Annotated in this window: 11 protein-coding genes and 2 pseudogenes; all 13 read right to left on the bottom strand. The window is 42.6% G+C overall.

Annotated elements, in window-relative coordinates:
- A partial coding sequence (locus J4685_RS18745) for an MATE family efflux transporter (protein ID WP_208202751.1) occupies window positions 1-1,113 on the bottom strand: 1,113 nt, incomplete at its 3' end.
- Between the two features lie 70 nt (window positions 1,114-1,183).
- Window positions 1,184-2,215 carry a CDP-paratose 2-epimerase gene (gene rfbE / locus J4685_RS18740; RefSeq protein ID WP_011233005.1) on the bottom strand — a complete coding sequence of 344 codons (1,032 nt, stop codon included), beginning with the start codon at window positions 2,213-2,215 and terminating at the stop codon, window positions 1,184-1,186.
- The gene (rfbS, locus tag J4685_RS18735; protein ID WP_000697756.1) at window positions 2,196-3,035 is read right to left on the bottom strand and encodes a CDP-paratose synthase; all 840 of its coding nucleotides are present in this window, start codon (window positions 3,033-3,035) and stop codon (window positions 2,196-2,198) included. The genes rfbE and rfbS overlap by 20 nt, the downstream gene beginning before the upstream one ends.
- A 35-nt stretch (window positions 3,036-3,070) precedes the next feature.
- A complete protein-coding gene (rfbH, locus tag J4685_RS18730; protein WP_000126347.1) occupies window positions 3,071-4,384 on the bottom strand; it encodes a lipopolysaccharide biosynthesis protein RfbH in 1,314 nt (437 codons plus the stop codon).
- Window positions 4,385-4,410: 26 nt separating this feature from the next.
- Window positions 4,411-5,490, bottom strand: a complete 1,080-nt coding sequence (gene rfbG, locus J4685_RS18725; protein WP_000565907.1) for a CDP-glucose 4,6-dehydratase — start codon at window positions 5,488-5,490, stop codon at window positions 4,411-4,413.
- A 4-nt stretch (window positions 5,491-5,494) separates the two neighbouring features.
- Window positions 5,495-6,268, bottom strand: a complete 774-nt coding sequence (gene rfbF, locus J4685_RS18720; RefSeq protein WP_000648782.1) for a glucose-1-phosphate cytidylyltransferase — start codon at window positions 6,266-6,268, stop codon at window positions 5,495-5,497.
- A pseudogene (locus J4685_RS18715) lies at window positions 6,265-7,258 on the bottom strand (CDP-6-deoxy-delta-3,4-glucoseen reductase). Before J4685_RS18715 ends, rfbF begins: the two are co-directional and overlap by 4 nt.
- A 5-nt stretch (window positions 7,259-7,263) precedes the next feature.
- Complete coding sequence (gene rfbC, locus J4685_RS18710) at window positions 7,264-7,815, bottom strand: dTDP-4-dehydrorhamnose 3,5-epimerase (RefSeq protein ID WP_000973711.1); 552 nt, start codon at window positions 7,813-7,815, stop codon at window positions 7,264-7,266.
- Window positions 7,816-8,694, bottom strand: coding sequence for a glucose-1-phosphate thymidylyltransferase RfbA (gene rfbA, locus J4685_RS18705; RefSeq protein WP_000857533.1), 879 nt, complete (start codon window positions 8,692-8,694; stop codon window positions 7,816-7,818).
- A 47-nt stretch (window positions 8,695-8,741) separates the two neighbouring features.
- Window positions 8,742-9,641 (bottom strand): dTDP-4-dehydrorhamnose reductase, encoded by a 900-nt coding sequence (gene rfbD / locus J4685_RS18700; protein WP_001023655.1) that lies wholly within the window; start codon window positions 9,639-9,641, stop codon window positions 8,742-8,744.
- Window positions 9,641-10,726: a dTDP-glucose 4,6-dehydratase gene (gene rfbB, locus J4685_RS18695; protein WP_000697846.1), complete on the bottom strand. Its 1,086-nt coding sequence runs from the start codon at window positions 10,724-10,726 to the stop codon at window positions 9,641-9,643. Before rfbB ends, rfbD begins: the two co-directional genes overlap by 1 nt.
- 376 nt (window positions 10,727-11,102) lie before the next feature.
- Window positions 11,103-11,996, bottom strand: a pseudogene (galF, locus tag J4685_RS18690) (GalU regulator GalF).
- 177 nt (window positions 11,997-12,173) lie between these two features.
- Window positions 12,174-13,577, bottom strand: a complete 1,404-nt coding sequence (gene wcaM, locus J4685_RS18685) for a colanic acid biosynthesis protein WcaM (protein WP_001111853.1) — start codon at window positions 13,575-13,577, stop codon at window positions 12,174-12,176.
- Between the last annotated feature and the right edge of the window lie 2 nt (window positions 13,578-13,579).

Genomic DNA, 13,579 nt, shown 5'->3' with positions numbered 1-13,579 from the left:
CATACTTTGAAGTAACATAGCAAATGTATCACACCAAACTCTTATACTAAAATACACAGCCAGTAAAACAAAAACAACCTCACTAATATTATAATCTATACCGTTAGCAATTATGCTATAGATATAATCCTTTAAAACATAAATAAATAACGTACCAAGACCAATAAAAAATACCCCACCAATAATATTTAGGAAAATGATTCTATGCAGCTTTCTCCACTGCATTTTCACTCGTAATTCAGCACATACTGGCCATAATGCTTGTAATACCGCAGTATAAATAAAAAACATTAAACCAAATATTTTCATCGTTACAGTATATTTTATAATATCTGCAGCAGATAATTTCTGAGACATCACAATATAATCAGTTTGTAAAACTATTATCGATAAGGACGAAAAAATCAGAAACCCTGATGAACGTGATAGTAATAATTTATAGGTGTTAAAGTTTACTTTCGCTTTAAGAACATATATATACCGAAACGATATATATATAATGGGCAGTATTGCTACCGGAGCATACAATGCTACTAAAGCGAAGGTAATACTCGAATCTGGCATTAAATAATGGATCGCAACTACATCTAAAAAACCTAAAAGATAAGATAATGCATTAATTATATTAGCTTTCCACCCTAACAGTTCCGCAAATAATATTTTATAGACCACACTCCCAACGCCGATGAATATAAATAATATACTTGCTATAAAAAAATAACTTCCTGAGTTGTTTTTCAATTCATCGCTAAATGAAGTAAGATATAGTGACGATAATTTATCTGATAAGAAGAATAATGTAGAGCTTAAAATGATTAAGGATGCGAATAGAATATGAACTGCGGCCTTGATATATGCATCATATGATTTTCTATCAGCTTTCAACTCAGATATATAATTTTGTAGACTACTACCAATCCCAATATCTGCAATGCTAAACCAGACCAATAATCCAGTTAAAAGAGTAAATACAGCGTATGATTCTTCGCCAAGAATTTCCAAAAGAAATTTAACACTTACTAACTGAACACCGGCAATTATTATCTTTGAAAGCCAAGAGGAAGCGGCAATAATAAGATGTCTTGGAATTCTAACCAACCTCAGTTTCCTCACGTCAGCTTCATCTTTTAATTATAAAAAATATTTCATTCTTTAATTCTGCCCGCTTTCGCGGGCAGAAACATCATATAGAACTAGTCCAATCATACATTTTCTGGACACCATCTTTTGCCGAGACTTTCGGGCTCCAGTCAATTGCATTAGTGATTTTTTTAATATCTGCAACAAAAACACGCTGATCACTTTCCCTTACAGGTAAATTAGTGAACCTCATATCTATGTTGCAATAATCTTCAAGCAATTTGAATAATTCAAGTAATGATAGGCTGTTGACAATGGTACCACCAATATTAAAAGCGTTCCCCCTAATTTTTGATACATTTGCCAAGGCAGTGAAATATAACGAAATCATATCTTCAGCATGCAAAACATCCCTAACTTGCTTACCATTACCAGAAATAGTGAAGGGTTTATTAATACCATTTTTAATTTCAACCGCTTTTTGACAAAACCAACCTACCCAGCCTTGATCATAAGTAGCAAACTGTCTCCCACCATACATTGATGAATGCCTGAACACCACTGTATTCAAACCAAAAATCCTTGCATAATCAAGCATGTATTGGTCTGCAGCACCTTTTGAACAACCATATGGTGAGTGGAAATCTAATTGTGTGCTCTCATCATATCCATTAGGCTTATCTACACAAGTGTATCTAGTTTCTGTTTCATTGTATTTATATTGCTCAAGATCGCCGTATACTTTATTTGTTGATGAATAAATTATATTACAATTTGAATTATACTGCCGTACTGCCTCAAGTAAATTTAAAGTTCCACCTACATTAATTTCAAAATCCATACAAGGATTGTCAATAGATGTAGTCATTGCCACTTGACCTGCAAGATGAAAACAGCTATCAGGCATATACTTAGTTATTAATCTTGTAACATCATTTTTGTTGCGAATATCACCATGTACAAACTCAAAGTTTCCTAAGGAGGATAACCAATGTAAATTATCTGTTGCACCTTTACGTGATAGATTATCGAATACAATTAAATCAATCCCTTGACTTAAAGCAAAGGAGGCAAGATTACTCCCAAGGAAGCCACATCCACCGGTAATTAAAGCTTCATTTCTCTTCCTCTTCAATTATTTCAGTTAATGCATCAACAAGAGAGAACTCTCTTTTCCATCCTATTTTTTCAAGTTCTGCTATATCAGCACAACTATACATCAATTCATTTACTCTTTCCTTGACCACGCCAAATTCAATTATAGAATTGCTTTTTGTGATATTTTTAACAGTCTCTACATATTCACGAATTGATGTCGCCTCTCCACTACCAACTTCAATACTATGAAATTTGGGGAAATTATTAACATTACTTATAATACAATCGAACGCTGTTAGTAGATCTTTTATATACAAGAAATCTCTCTGTTGCAAACCAGATGTTAACTTTACTGGCTGGTTACTTAAACAACGTCTAATAACCATACTGGTAAACTTATCGTCTCCATCAAAAGCTCCATAGAAATGCTCCAATTTTAACTCTATATATTTACCGCAAACTTTATCTATAATGGCGGCGGCGAACTCATTTGCTTTTTGTTTAGTATATGCATATAAACTCGTATTTGGTGGCAGTGATGTTCCACAATTTATGAATACTGCATCAAGTGATGAGATAGATTCTAATACTCTGATAGGCATAAGAATATTGCTTTCTATTAAAGCTGTTGCAGGTTCGTTATGTCTTCCATAGCAAGCAATAGTGTTAATAATAATATTCGGTTCAAATTCTAGTATTTTTTCGATCCAATTATTTTCTGTCGTGTAAATAATATTATTTATGGTAGCTTCATTGTTCCTCTTCCTTGCTAAGCCAATCACAGTATGTCGACTTTCGAAGTAGGATGTAAGTCGTGATCCAAGGAACCCAAACGCTCCCATTATTAGAATTTTCATGAAATCATAGAGGGGAATCCCCCCCCCCTCAAAAATTAGAAATTCAAACCAAAGAACTCTTCAAACTTGCTAACTACATAATCTAAATGCTCTGTAGTCAAGCCTGGATAAATACCAATCCAGAACGTTTGATTCATTATACGGTCGGTATTTGTCAACTCACCCACTACACGATATTTCACATTAGCAAAATACGGTTGGCGAATCAGATTTCCAGCAAACAGTAAACGTGTACCGATTTTTGCTTCATCAAGGAATTTCACCAGTTCGACACGGTTAACACCGCTAGTTTCTTTCAGGGTGATAGGGAAGCCAAACCAGGATGGATCTGATTTCTCTGTTGCTTCTGGTAATTCGAGGAATTCAGTGCAAGATTGCAAACCTTGTTTCAAATAGGAAAAGTTAGCTTTACGCTGCTCTACAAACTCTTCCACGCGTTCTAACTGAGCCAGACCACATGCTGCCTGCATGTCCGTGATTTTGAGATTATATCCGAGGTGGGAATAAGTATATTTGTGATCATAGCCTTGAGGAAGTGACCCCAATTGCTGACCAAAACGTTTACCGCAGGTGTTATCGCATCCTGGCGCACAATAACAATCCCGGCCCCAGTCACGGAACGACTCAATAATTTTCTTCAGTTCACCTGACTTGGTGAATACAGCACCGCCTTCACCCATTGTGATATGGTGAGCCGGATAAAAACTAACGGTTCCGATGTCACCAAAGGTACCTACCATCCGGCCTTCATAAGTCGTCCCAAGGGCATCACAGCAGTCTTCAATCAACCATAAGTTATATTTATCGGCAATCCGACGAACTTCACTCAGGTTAAATGCATTACCGAGTGTATGAGCGATCATTATCGCTTTTGATTTCTCAGTAACTGCAGCTTCAATGAGAGAGGCATCGATATTATATGTCGGGATATCAACATCCACGAATACCGGTATTAAACCATTCTGGATCGCCGGGTTAACTGTAGTCGGGAAGCCAGCAGCGACAGTAATAACCTCATCACCAGGTTTGAGAGCACGCTCGCCTAATTTTGGGGAAGTCAGCGCAGTCAGTGCCAGCAAGTTTGCCGAAGAGCCAGATGTAGTCGTTAAAACATGAGGAACTCCAATAAATTCCCCAAGTTTTTTCTCAAAGGCATCATTGAAACGACCAGTAGTTAGCCATCCATCAAGAGACGCCTCAACCATCAATTGTAACTCTTTGGCACCAATAACCTTCCCGGAAGGAGGTACAACGCTTGCACCTGCAACAAAAGGTTTCGGGCTCAATGCCTCATTCGCATACTGAGCGACAAGCTGAGAGATTTGCTCACGCAGGTTATTTGCTGTCATTACTTTGATTCCTTAAACTTATTTTCTTAACGAGTAGTTGCAGACATATAGTCGCTGATTTCACGCTTTGAACAAATCAACATATCTTCGCCGCGAATCCATGCTTTATGCCATTTTACGATGCGACTAAGTGTTTCAGTCAATCCCCAACGCGGATGCCATCCTAATTGCATATTTGCTTTAGAGCAATCCAGTTTCAGGTAATGTGCCTCATGAGGATGATTCTCACCATCCAGTAACCAGCTTGCATCATCACCCCAAAGCGTAACCATCTTGTCAACAATAAATTCGACCGTCTTCGCATCTTCATCACGCGGGCCGAAATTCCATCCTTCAGAAAACTTAGCACCTTCTGTATACAAGCGTTGCGCCACCACAATGTAACCAGAAAGAGGCTCCAGTACATGCTGCCAGGGACGGATAGAATATGGGTTTCGAATAATAACCTGCTGGTTATTTTCAAATGAGCGCAGAATATCGGGAATTAAACGGTCTTTAGCCCAATCGCCTCCACCTATGACATTACCAGCCCTCACAGACGCCAAACCAACGCCATGTTGCTCATAATTTGCAGGATTGAAGAATGAGTTCCGGAATGCAGACGCGACTAATTCTGCACAACCTTTACTATTAGAGTATGGATCGTACCCTCCCATGGGTTCGTTCTCACGATAGCCCCACACCCACTCACGATTGTCGTAGCACTTATCACTGGTGATATTTACGACTGCCTTTATGTTATCTACTTGCTTAACTGCTTCAAGCAGATGGACAGTACCCATAACATTTGTTGAGTATGTTTCGATTGGCTGTTCATAAGATAGGCGCACTAAAGGCTGGGCTGCCATATGGAAAACAATTTCTGGCTTAAATTCTGCAATAGAACTGCGCAGCTTTTCAAAATCACGAATGTCGCCAATATGAGATTCCATAAGATCATTAAGACGCACTATCTCAAATAAACTTGGAACAGTTGGCGCATCAAGTGCATAGCCTTTTACAATTGCACCCATTTCAGTCAGCCATAGCGAAAGCCAGCTTCCTTTAAAGCCAGTATGGCCGGTAACGAATACACGTTTACCTTGCCAAAAATTTTTATCAATCATCTACTTACTCCCAGGTTTTCCACGGAGCTTTACCTTTTTCCCACAGCCCTTCGAGGTAAACTTTATCACGTAGGGTATCCATCGGCTGCCAGAAACCTGGGTGTTCAAAAGCCATTAACTCCCCCTGTTGTGCCAATGTCATTAATGGCTCTTGTTCCCAGGTTGTTGCATCGTTATCGATGAGATCGATAACCGATGGATTCAACACAAAGAAACCACCATTGATCATTGCCCCATCGCCTTTCGGCTTTTCCTGGAATGACCGGACCTGACCAGCTTGGATATCTAATGCGCCAAAGCGTCCTGGTGGAAAAGTAGCTGTTAAGGTCGCTTTCTTACCGTGAGCCTTATGGAAATCGATAGTCGCTTTGATATCAAGGTCGGCAACGCCATCACCATAAGTAAACAGGAAAGCCTCGTCATCTTTTACGTATTCAGCAACACGTTTCAGACGACCACCAGTCATTGAAGAATCACCCGTATCAACCAATGTGACATTCCATGGTTCAACACGTTTATGGTGAACTTCCATACGGTTTTCAGCCATATGGAATGTTACATCTGACATGTGAAGGAAGTAGTTCGCAAAATATTCTTTAATCACATATCCTTTATAACCACAGCAGATAATAAAATCCTCGATACCATGCACAGAATACATTTTCATAATGTGCCAAAGAATAGGCTTGCCACCAATTTCTACCATCGGTTTTGGTTTTACAATTGTTTCTTCACTTAGTCTGGTACCAAGTCCACCAGCCAGGATGACCGCTTTCATAAATTATCCTCAATATTATTTAGATGCGGTAAATGCATCAGAATAGAAATGTTCTACCGAGAGATTTTTCATCATAAAGTCCTTTTTACTGGCATCGATCATCACAGGTGAACCACATGCATATATATCGAAGAACTCTAGAGAATCAAAATCATCCATCACAGCATGATGGACAAATCCCTTTCTTCCCCCCCATTCGGCGTCATCACCAGAAACAACAGGGATATAATGAACGTTGTCGTGCTGTTCACTCCACTGCTGCGGTAATGCAGAGTAAAAATCTTTACTATCTTGCATTCCCCAGTAGATGTAGATCTCACGACGACATTTTCCCTGAATGAGATGCTCAACCATTGATTTAACTGGAGCGAATCCAGTACCGCCTGCAAGGAAGATTATAGGTCTGTCACTTTCACGAATAAAAAATGTTCCGCAAGGTCCTTCAATGCGCATAAGAGTATTTTCTTGTAACTCCCCAAAAATGAGCGAGCTCATCTGACCATTGGGAACATTCCTTACATGCAACTCAATACCATTCGACTCATCACTATTAGCGATAGAATAACTGCGAGTTACACCTTTATAATGTAAATTGATATACTGCCCTGGAAGGAAGCCAATTTTTGCTGTTGGTGGTGTGCGTAACTTCAAAGTCATAACATCGCCTGAAACCAGTACAGCACTATTTACCTTGCATGGGACAATTTTTTTTGTCTGTCCAGCTAGTTCAGGAAAAAAATGCGCATTTAGCTCAAGGGCGGTTTTAGGTTTACAGCAGCAGGTTAGTATTTTATCACCCTGTCCAAAAATATTACCTTTGGAGTCAACAACTTCTCCCGCTAACAAATCGGACTCACAGATACCACAATCACCCGCTTTGCAGCTATGTTCAAGATGGATGCCAGCCGATAGCGCAGCATCGAGGATTGATTCATCCTCTCTACCGGAAAATTCAATATTTGATGGAAAAATCTTAATAATATGAGACACGATGCTTACTCTGTTAACAAGGCTTGATGCAGTAAAGGTGCTGCAGCATCTTTTGCTGAAAGCTCAGGCAGCTGAGAAAAAGGCCATTCAATACCTATTGTCTCATCATTCCATAGAATGCTACCTTCCGATGAAGGTGAGTAATAATTAGTTGCTTTGTACAGAAACTCTGCATAATCACTGAGAGTAACAAAACCATGAGCAAAACCTTCTGGAATCCAAAGCTGTCGCTTATTCTCAGCAGATAGATTTACGCCAACCCACTGACCAAAAGTAGGTGATTCTTTTCGGATATCGACCGCAACATCAAAAACCTCACCGACAGCACAGCGAACTAACTTTCCCTGTGCATTTTCTCCTCTCTGAAAATGTAGCCCTCTGAGTACATTCTTTTTGGATTTTGAATGATTATCTTGAACAAATGTAACTTTACGTCCAATCGACTCTTCAAAGGTCTGCTGGTTATAACTTTCAAAAAAGAATCCCCTCTCATCGCCAAAAACTTTAGGCTCTAAGATCAAGACATCTGGTATTGCTGTTTTAATCACAATCATCACTTATAAACCTTTCACCATCTTCAGCAAATATTTGCCGTAATCATTTTTTGATAATGGCCCGGCCAGTTTTATAACCTGTTGTGCATTTATAAAATTTTTACGAAATGCGATCTCTTCCGGGCAAGACACTTTCAGACCCTGGCGTTCTTCGATGGTTGCAATAAAATTACTGGCCTCTATCAAACTCTGATGCGTTCCCGTATCCAGCCAGGCATAACCGCGCCCCATCATAGCGACAGACAATCTTCCCTGATCCATATAGATACGGTTAATATCCGTGATTTCTAACTCACCGCGAGAGGAAGGCTTAAGATTTTTCGCCATCTCCACCACGCTATTATCATAAAAATACAGCCCCGTTACCGCGTAATTACTCTTCGGTTGTAACGGTTTTTCCTCCAGACTAACGGCTGTGCCATTTTGGTCAAACTCAACCACACCGTAGCGCTCTGGATCGTTTACATGATAAGCGAAGACGGTAGCACCACTTTCTTTATTAACGGCTGCTTCCATTAACTTTGGTAAATCATGACCATAGAAGATATTGTCACCCAGCACTAATGCACAATCATCATTACCAATGAACTCTTCACCAATAATAAACGCCTGTGCTAAGCCATCCGGACTTGGCTGTACTTTATATTGAAGATTCAGCCCCCACTGGCTGCCGTCTCCCAGCAGTTGTTGAAAACGCGGCGTGTCCTGTGGCGTACTGATGATCAGGATATCCCGAATGCCTGCCAGCATAAGTGTGGAAAGGGGATAGTAAATCATCGGTTTATCATAAATTGGTAGCAATTGCTTACTTACCGCCATGGTCACCGGATAAAGACGAGTGCCGGAGCCTCCCGCTAAAATAATGCCCTTACGCGTTTTCATTTCCATTTCTCATTCATAGAAAATGCCCTTATGGGCATTTAAATTTATCAGATGGTCGTCGTCGTAAACATTTCAGTCAGCATACGCTTAACTCCTAATTCCCATTGCGGCAGAATAAGGCCAAAATTACGCTGAAACTTTTCAGTATTGAGACGCGAATTACCAGGTCTGCTCGCCGGCGTCGGGTAGGCGCTGGTCGGCACAGCATTAAGCTCAGTCAGCGCAAGCGTTATCCCTGCTTTGCGCGCCTCGTCAAAGACTAACGCCGCGTAGTCATGCCAGGTTGTAGTTCCCCCGGCAACCAGATGGTAAAGACCTGCGACTTCTGGTTTATTTAATGCCACACGGATCGCATGAGCCGTGCAGTCAGCCAGTAATTCCGCACCGGTTGGCGCACCGTACTGATCGTTGATGACTGAAAGTGTCTGACGCTCTTTCGCCAGACGAAGCATTGTCTTTGCGAAATTATTGCCCTTACCTGCATAAACCCAACTGGTGCGGAAGATTAGGTATTTAGGGCAGTTATCCTGCAGGGCCTTTTCTCCCGCTAGTTTGGTCTTGCCATAGACATTCAGCGGCGACGTAGCGTCCGTTTCCTGCCATGGGATATCGCCGGTACCAGGAAATACATAATCGGTTGAATAATGCACTACCCATGCGCCAATTTCGTTGGCCGCTTTAGCGATGGCTTCCACACTGGTGGCGTTAAGCAACTGCGCCAGTTCTGGTTCAGACTCTGCTTTATCTACTGCAGTATGTGCTGCTGCGTTAACAATCACATCGGGACGAAGCTTACGAACGGTTTCGGCAACGCCTTTCGGATTACTAAAATCACCGCAAAACTCTTTTGAATGGACATCCAGGGCAATCAGATTCCCCACTGGCGCCAGAGAACGTTGCAACTCCCAGCCTACTTGCCCTGTCTTACCAAAAAGTAAGATATTCATTACTGGCGTCCTTCATAGTTCTGTTCTATCCAACTCTGATACGCCCCACTTTTAACATTGTTTACCCATTGAGTATTTGCAAGGTACCATTCCACTGTTTTACGAATACCGCTTTCAAAGGTCTCCAGCGGTTTCCAGCCTAATTCACGGCTAATTTTACCTGCATCAATGGCATAACGACGATCATGGCCCGGACGATCCGCGACATAAGTGATTTGTTCACGATAAGAAGTCGCTTTGGGTACAATCTCATCCAGCAGATCACAGATGGTAAATACCACATCGAGATTTTTCTTCTCATTGTGGCCACCAATGTTATAAGTCTCCCCTGCCTTGCCTTCAGTCACTACCATATGAAGCGCGCGAGCGTGATCTTCTACATATAGCCAATCGCGAATCTGATCCCCTTTGCCATAAATTGGCAAAGGCTTTCCTTCCAGTGCGTTCAAAATGACCAACGGAATCAGTTTTTCAGGGAAGTGATAAGGGCCATAGTTATTAGAACAATTGGTAACGATCGTTGGTAGACCATAGGTACGCCGCCAGGCACGGACTAAATGATCGCTGGATGCTTTTGACGCAGAATAGGGGCTACTTGGCGCATATGCCGTCGTTTCAGTAAATAACGGCAACGTAACGCTGTTTTCAACTTCATCAGGATGCGGTAAATCGCCGTAAACTTCATCAGTGGAAATATGATGAAAACGAAAATTATTTTTTTTATCTTCGCCAAGCGCAGACCAGTATTTACGCGCAACTTCAAGAAGTACATAGGTGCCGACGATATTGGTTTCAATAAATGCTGCCGGCCCGGTAATCGAACGGTCCACATGACTTTCCGCAGCCAAATGCATCACCGCGTCCGGCTGGTACTGCTCAAAAATACGCGTTATTTCAGCGGAATCACAAATATCCGCGTGTTCAAAATTGTAGCGATTACTTTCAGAAATATCAGAAAGGGATTCAAGATTACCGGCGTAGGTTAATTTATCAATATTAACTACAGTGTCCTGTGTATTCTTAATAATATGGCGAACAACAGCTGATCCAATAAAACCTGCCCCGCCAGTAATAAGTATCTTCACTTTTCTATTCCATAAGGCGTATTTAATGTGGTATTTAATTTGCCAATAAAAATTAATTGCTCAAGTCGTTACACACGCTACCGCCCCTGGCTCATCAGCTACCAGTGCACTGCGTACATATCGACTTGTTACAAACCTCGCCCAGCAGGGCAAAGCTCACTAAAACTTAAACGCTAATTATCTTATTAATTGCATCCGGAAACAAGGATTAATCTTATAAAATCAGCATTAAAATGCTCCAGATAACCCCTTGTTACTTAAGCCCTTTATACAAAACTAAAACGGCAGTCAACACTCGTTTCAGCCAACTTGCCGCTTCGAATGTTCACTGCCGTTATTATGTTTATCACCAACCATTTATCACGGTTGTTAATACTTATTCATGCAGAAGCTGCTCTATGCTCTTACGGAACTTCGCTCCTTCTTTCAGGTTGCGCAGCCCGTACTTCACAAATGCCTGCATGTAGCCCATTTTTTTACCGCAGTCATAGCTGTCGCCCGTCATTAGCATCGCGTCAACCGACTGTTTTTTCGCCAGTTCAGCAATCGCATCGGTAAGCTGGATGCGGCCCCAGGCGCCCGGTTCGGTTCTTTCCAGTTCCGCCCAGATGTCGGCTGAAAGTACATAACGGCCTACCGCCATCAAATCGGAATCCAGCGTCTGCGGCTGATCCGGTTTTTCGATAAACTCCACAATCCGGCTGACTTTGCCTTCATTATCCAGAGGTTCTTTCGTCTGGATAACGGAATACTCCGATAAATCACCTTTCATGCGCTTTGCCAGCACCTAGCTGCGACCCGTTTCATTGAAACGCGCCACCATCGCCGCAAGGTTATAGCGCAGCGGATCGGCGGTAGCATCATCAATAATAATATCCGGGAGTACCACAATGAAAGGGTTATCGCCCACAACCGGACGCGCGCACAGAATAGAGTGCCCCAGTCCTAACGGCTGCGCCTGGCGAACGTTCATAATCGTCACGCCCGGTGGGCAGATAGATTGCACTTCCGCCAGAAGCTGACGCTTAACGCGCTGCTCAAGAAGCGATTCAAGTTCATAAGAGGTGTCGAAGTGGTTCTCAACGGCATTTTTAGACGCGTGAGTCACCAGCACGATTTCTTTGATCCCTGCAGCCACAATCTCATCGACAATGTACTGAATCATCGGTTTGTCGACGATCGGTAGCATCTCTTTTGGGATTGCCTTGGTGGCAGGCAACATATGCATACCCAAACCCGCTACCGGTATAACTGCTTTCAAATTCATCATTGTTTCTTCCACCTGTAAAATGGTTGCTGAATTATAGCTCTTTAGCTTGTTTTCGCCAGCATGAATTACTCTGCTGCCAGGGATAATGATGGCACGCTCTACATTACGTCTTAGTCGGCACCATAACATTAAGTATGAACAACTTTTTCCCAGGAATTTTCGTAAAAATAGCGGTACTTACCCTCCCCGCTTCGGCAGCGAAAAATTCACTGCTTCGACATTCACGGTTTGGTGATTAATCCTGTCGATATCCACGGAACTCTGCCCGTTTTCATTGATGGCATGAACATTAGCGAGGGAAAGCAGCGTGTCCTGGCGGGCCATAAATTGACCACGGACATCTTTACGCAAATCAAAATGCATTTTTAACGCCGGGCCAATCGCTGAAGTTTGCATCACGTTGATATTACGCAAAAAGAGGTGCTGCGGTTGATTATGCAGTTCCAGCGTAGCACGCGTCATCCGTACATTGGTGATGGCAACAAATGAGGGGGCGTTACCGGAGGAAATTTGAATGCCGCGTAATTTATAAGCAACCTGGCGATTATCCAACCGAATAGCGTTTAATTTAAAGTTTTGCGGAATTGACAGGTATTTTCCTTTAACGACGCCATAGCCGATGAGCATCCCGGCACTATTCGTCATATCAATATTATCAATGACGAAATTATCACAGCCATAAATGGCGATCGTTGCGTTATCAATACCCGCATTTTTACTGAAATCGGGCGTGATGTTTTTGGCTTTGACATTGCGAATGACGAAATGTTTGCCATTTTCTACGTGTACCAGTTGTCGGCAATCAGATCCGGTAATATTGGCCACCACAAAGTTTTTTACTGCCTGGTCTTCAGGATAACTATTGTCATAGGTGCTACCCGCCAGCCCGATGCCGATCCCCCAGTTGATTTTGCCATTGGTACAATCAATGCGTTCGATGACATGATCGGAAATCAGGATGTCGCGGTCATGAATCGCGACATTCCACTCAATGGCGTCCCCCTGCAAATCGCTAAAGCGACTATGCGTAATCCGCGCGCCGTCCATTTGGTTATGAAATCCCTGGCGGAGAATGGCGTAGTTGGCGTGGGTAACGGTGATGTCATCGATAATGAGATTACGCATCACCTGCGGTTCCTTACCGCCGATGAAAATTTGCGCGACGGGGCCAAAGCCGCTCATCGTCACGCCTTTAATCACACAGTCCGACCCGCGAACATCCAGCGTCACATTGTGCAGACTGCCGCCCTGCTCCCCCACCACCTGACACCCGTCCAGCAAAATAAACCGTCCCCGGCCATTCCCACGCACCGCGCCCTGTATCCGCAGCGTTTTTCCCGCCGGAATCGTTATCGCCGCATTGATATTTTCACACACCCATCCTGACGGCACGACCACAGTCTGCCCGTCGGCGAAGGCCTGTTTGAACGAGGCGATACCGTCATCCGCCGGATAATCCTTAATATCGACGGTCTGGCGAGGTTCACGCGCCTGTACCGGCAAGGCGCGCAGAAAAGGAAGAACAGCAAGCGCGGAACCTGCCGTCAGGAGGGTACGTCGGGAGAATTTAGTCGCGGGCATAC

This window comes from Salmonella sp. 32100201201700099SM (genome assembly GCF_017572645.1).
Taxonomy (GTDB): domain Bacteria; phylum Pseudomonadota; class Gammaproteobacteria; order Enterobacterales; family Enterobacteriaceae; genus Salmonella; species Salmonella enterica.
Note: the sequence above shows the minus strand (reverse complement) of the source record. Positions and strands in the feature narration are given on the sequence as shown.

What these genes read in the sequence shown, in the direction of transcription:
- rfbH (WP_000126347.1), bottom strand. Translation starts at nt 4,384, where the DNA reads ATGACAGCAAATAACCTGCGTGAGCAAATCTCTCAGCTTGTCGCTCAG.
- rfbF (WP_000648782.1), bottom strand. Translation starts at nt 6,268, where the DNA reads ATGAAAGCGGTCATCCTGGCTGGTGGACTTGGTACCAGACTAAGTGAA.
- rfbD (WP_001023655.1), bottom strand. Translation starts at nt 9,641, where the DNA reads ATGAATATCTTACTTTTTGGTAAGACAGGGCAAGTAGGCTGGGAGTTG.
- rfbG (WP_000565907.1), bottom strand. Translation starts at nt 5,490, where the DNA reads ATGATTGATAAAAATTTTTGGCAAGGTAAACGTGTATTCGTTACCGGC.
- wcaM (WP_001111853.1), bottom strand. Translation starts at nt 13,577, where the DNA reads ATGCCCGCGACTAAATTCTCCCGACGTACCCTCCTGACGGCAGGTTCC.
- rfbS (WP_000697756.1), bottom strand. Translation starts at nt 3,035, where the DNA reads ATGAAAATTCTAATAATGGGAGCGTTTGGGTTCCTTGGATCACGACTT.
- rfbA (WP_000857533.1), bottom strand. Translation starts at nt 8,694, where the DNA reads ATGAAAACGCGTAAGGGCATTATTTTAGCGGGAGGCTCCGGCACTCGT.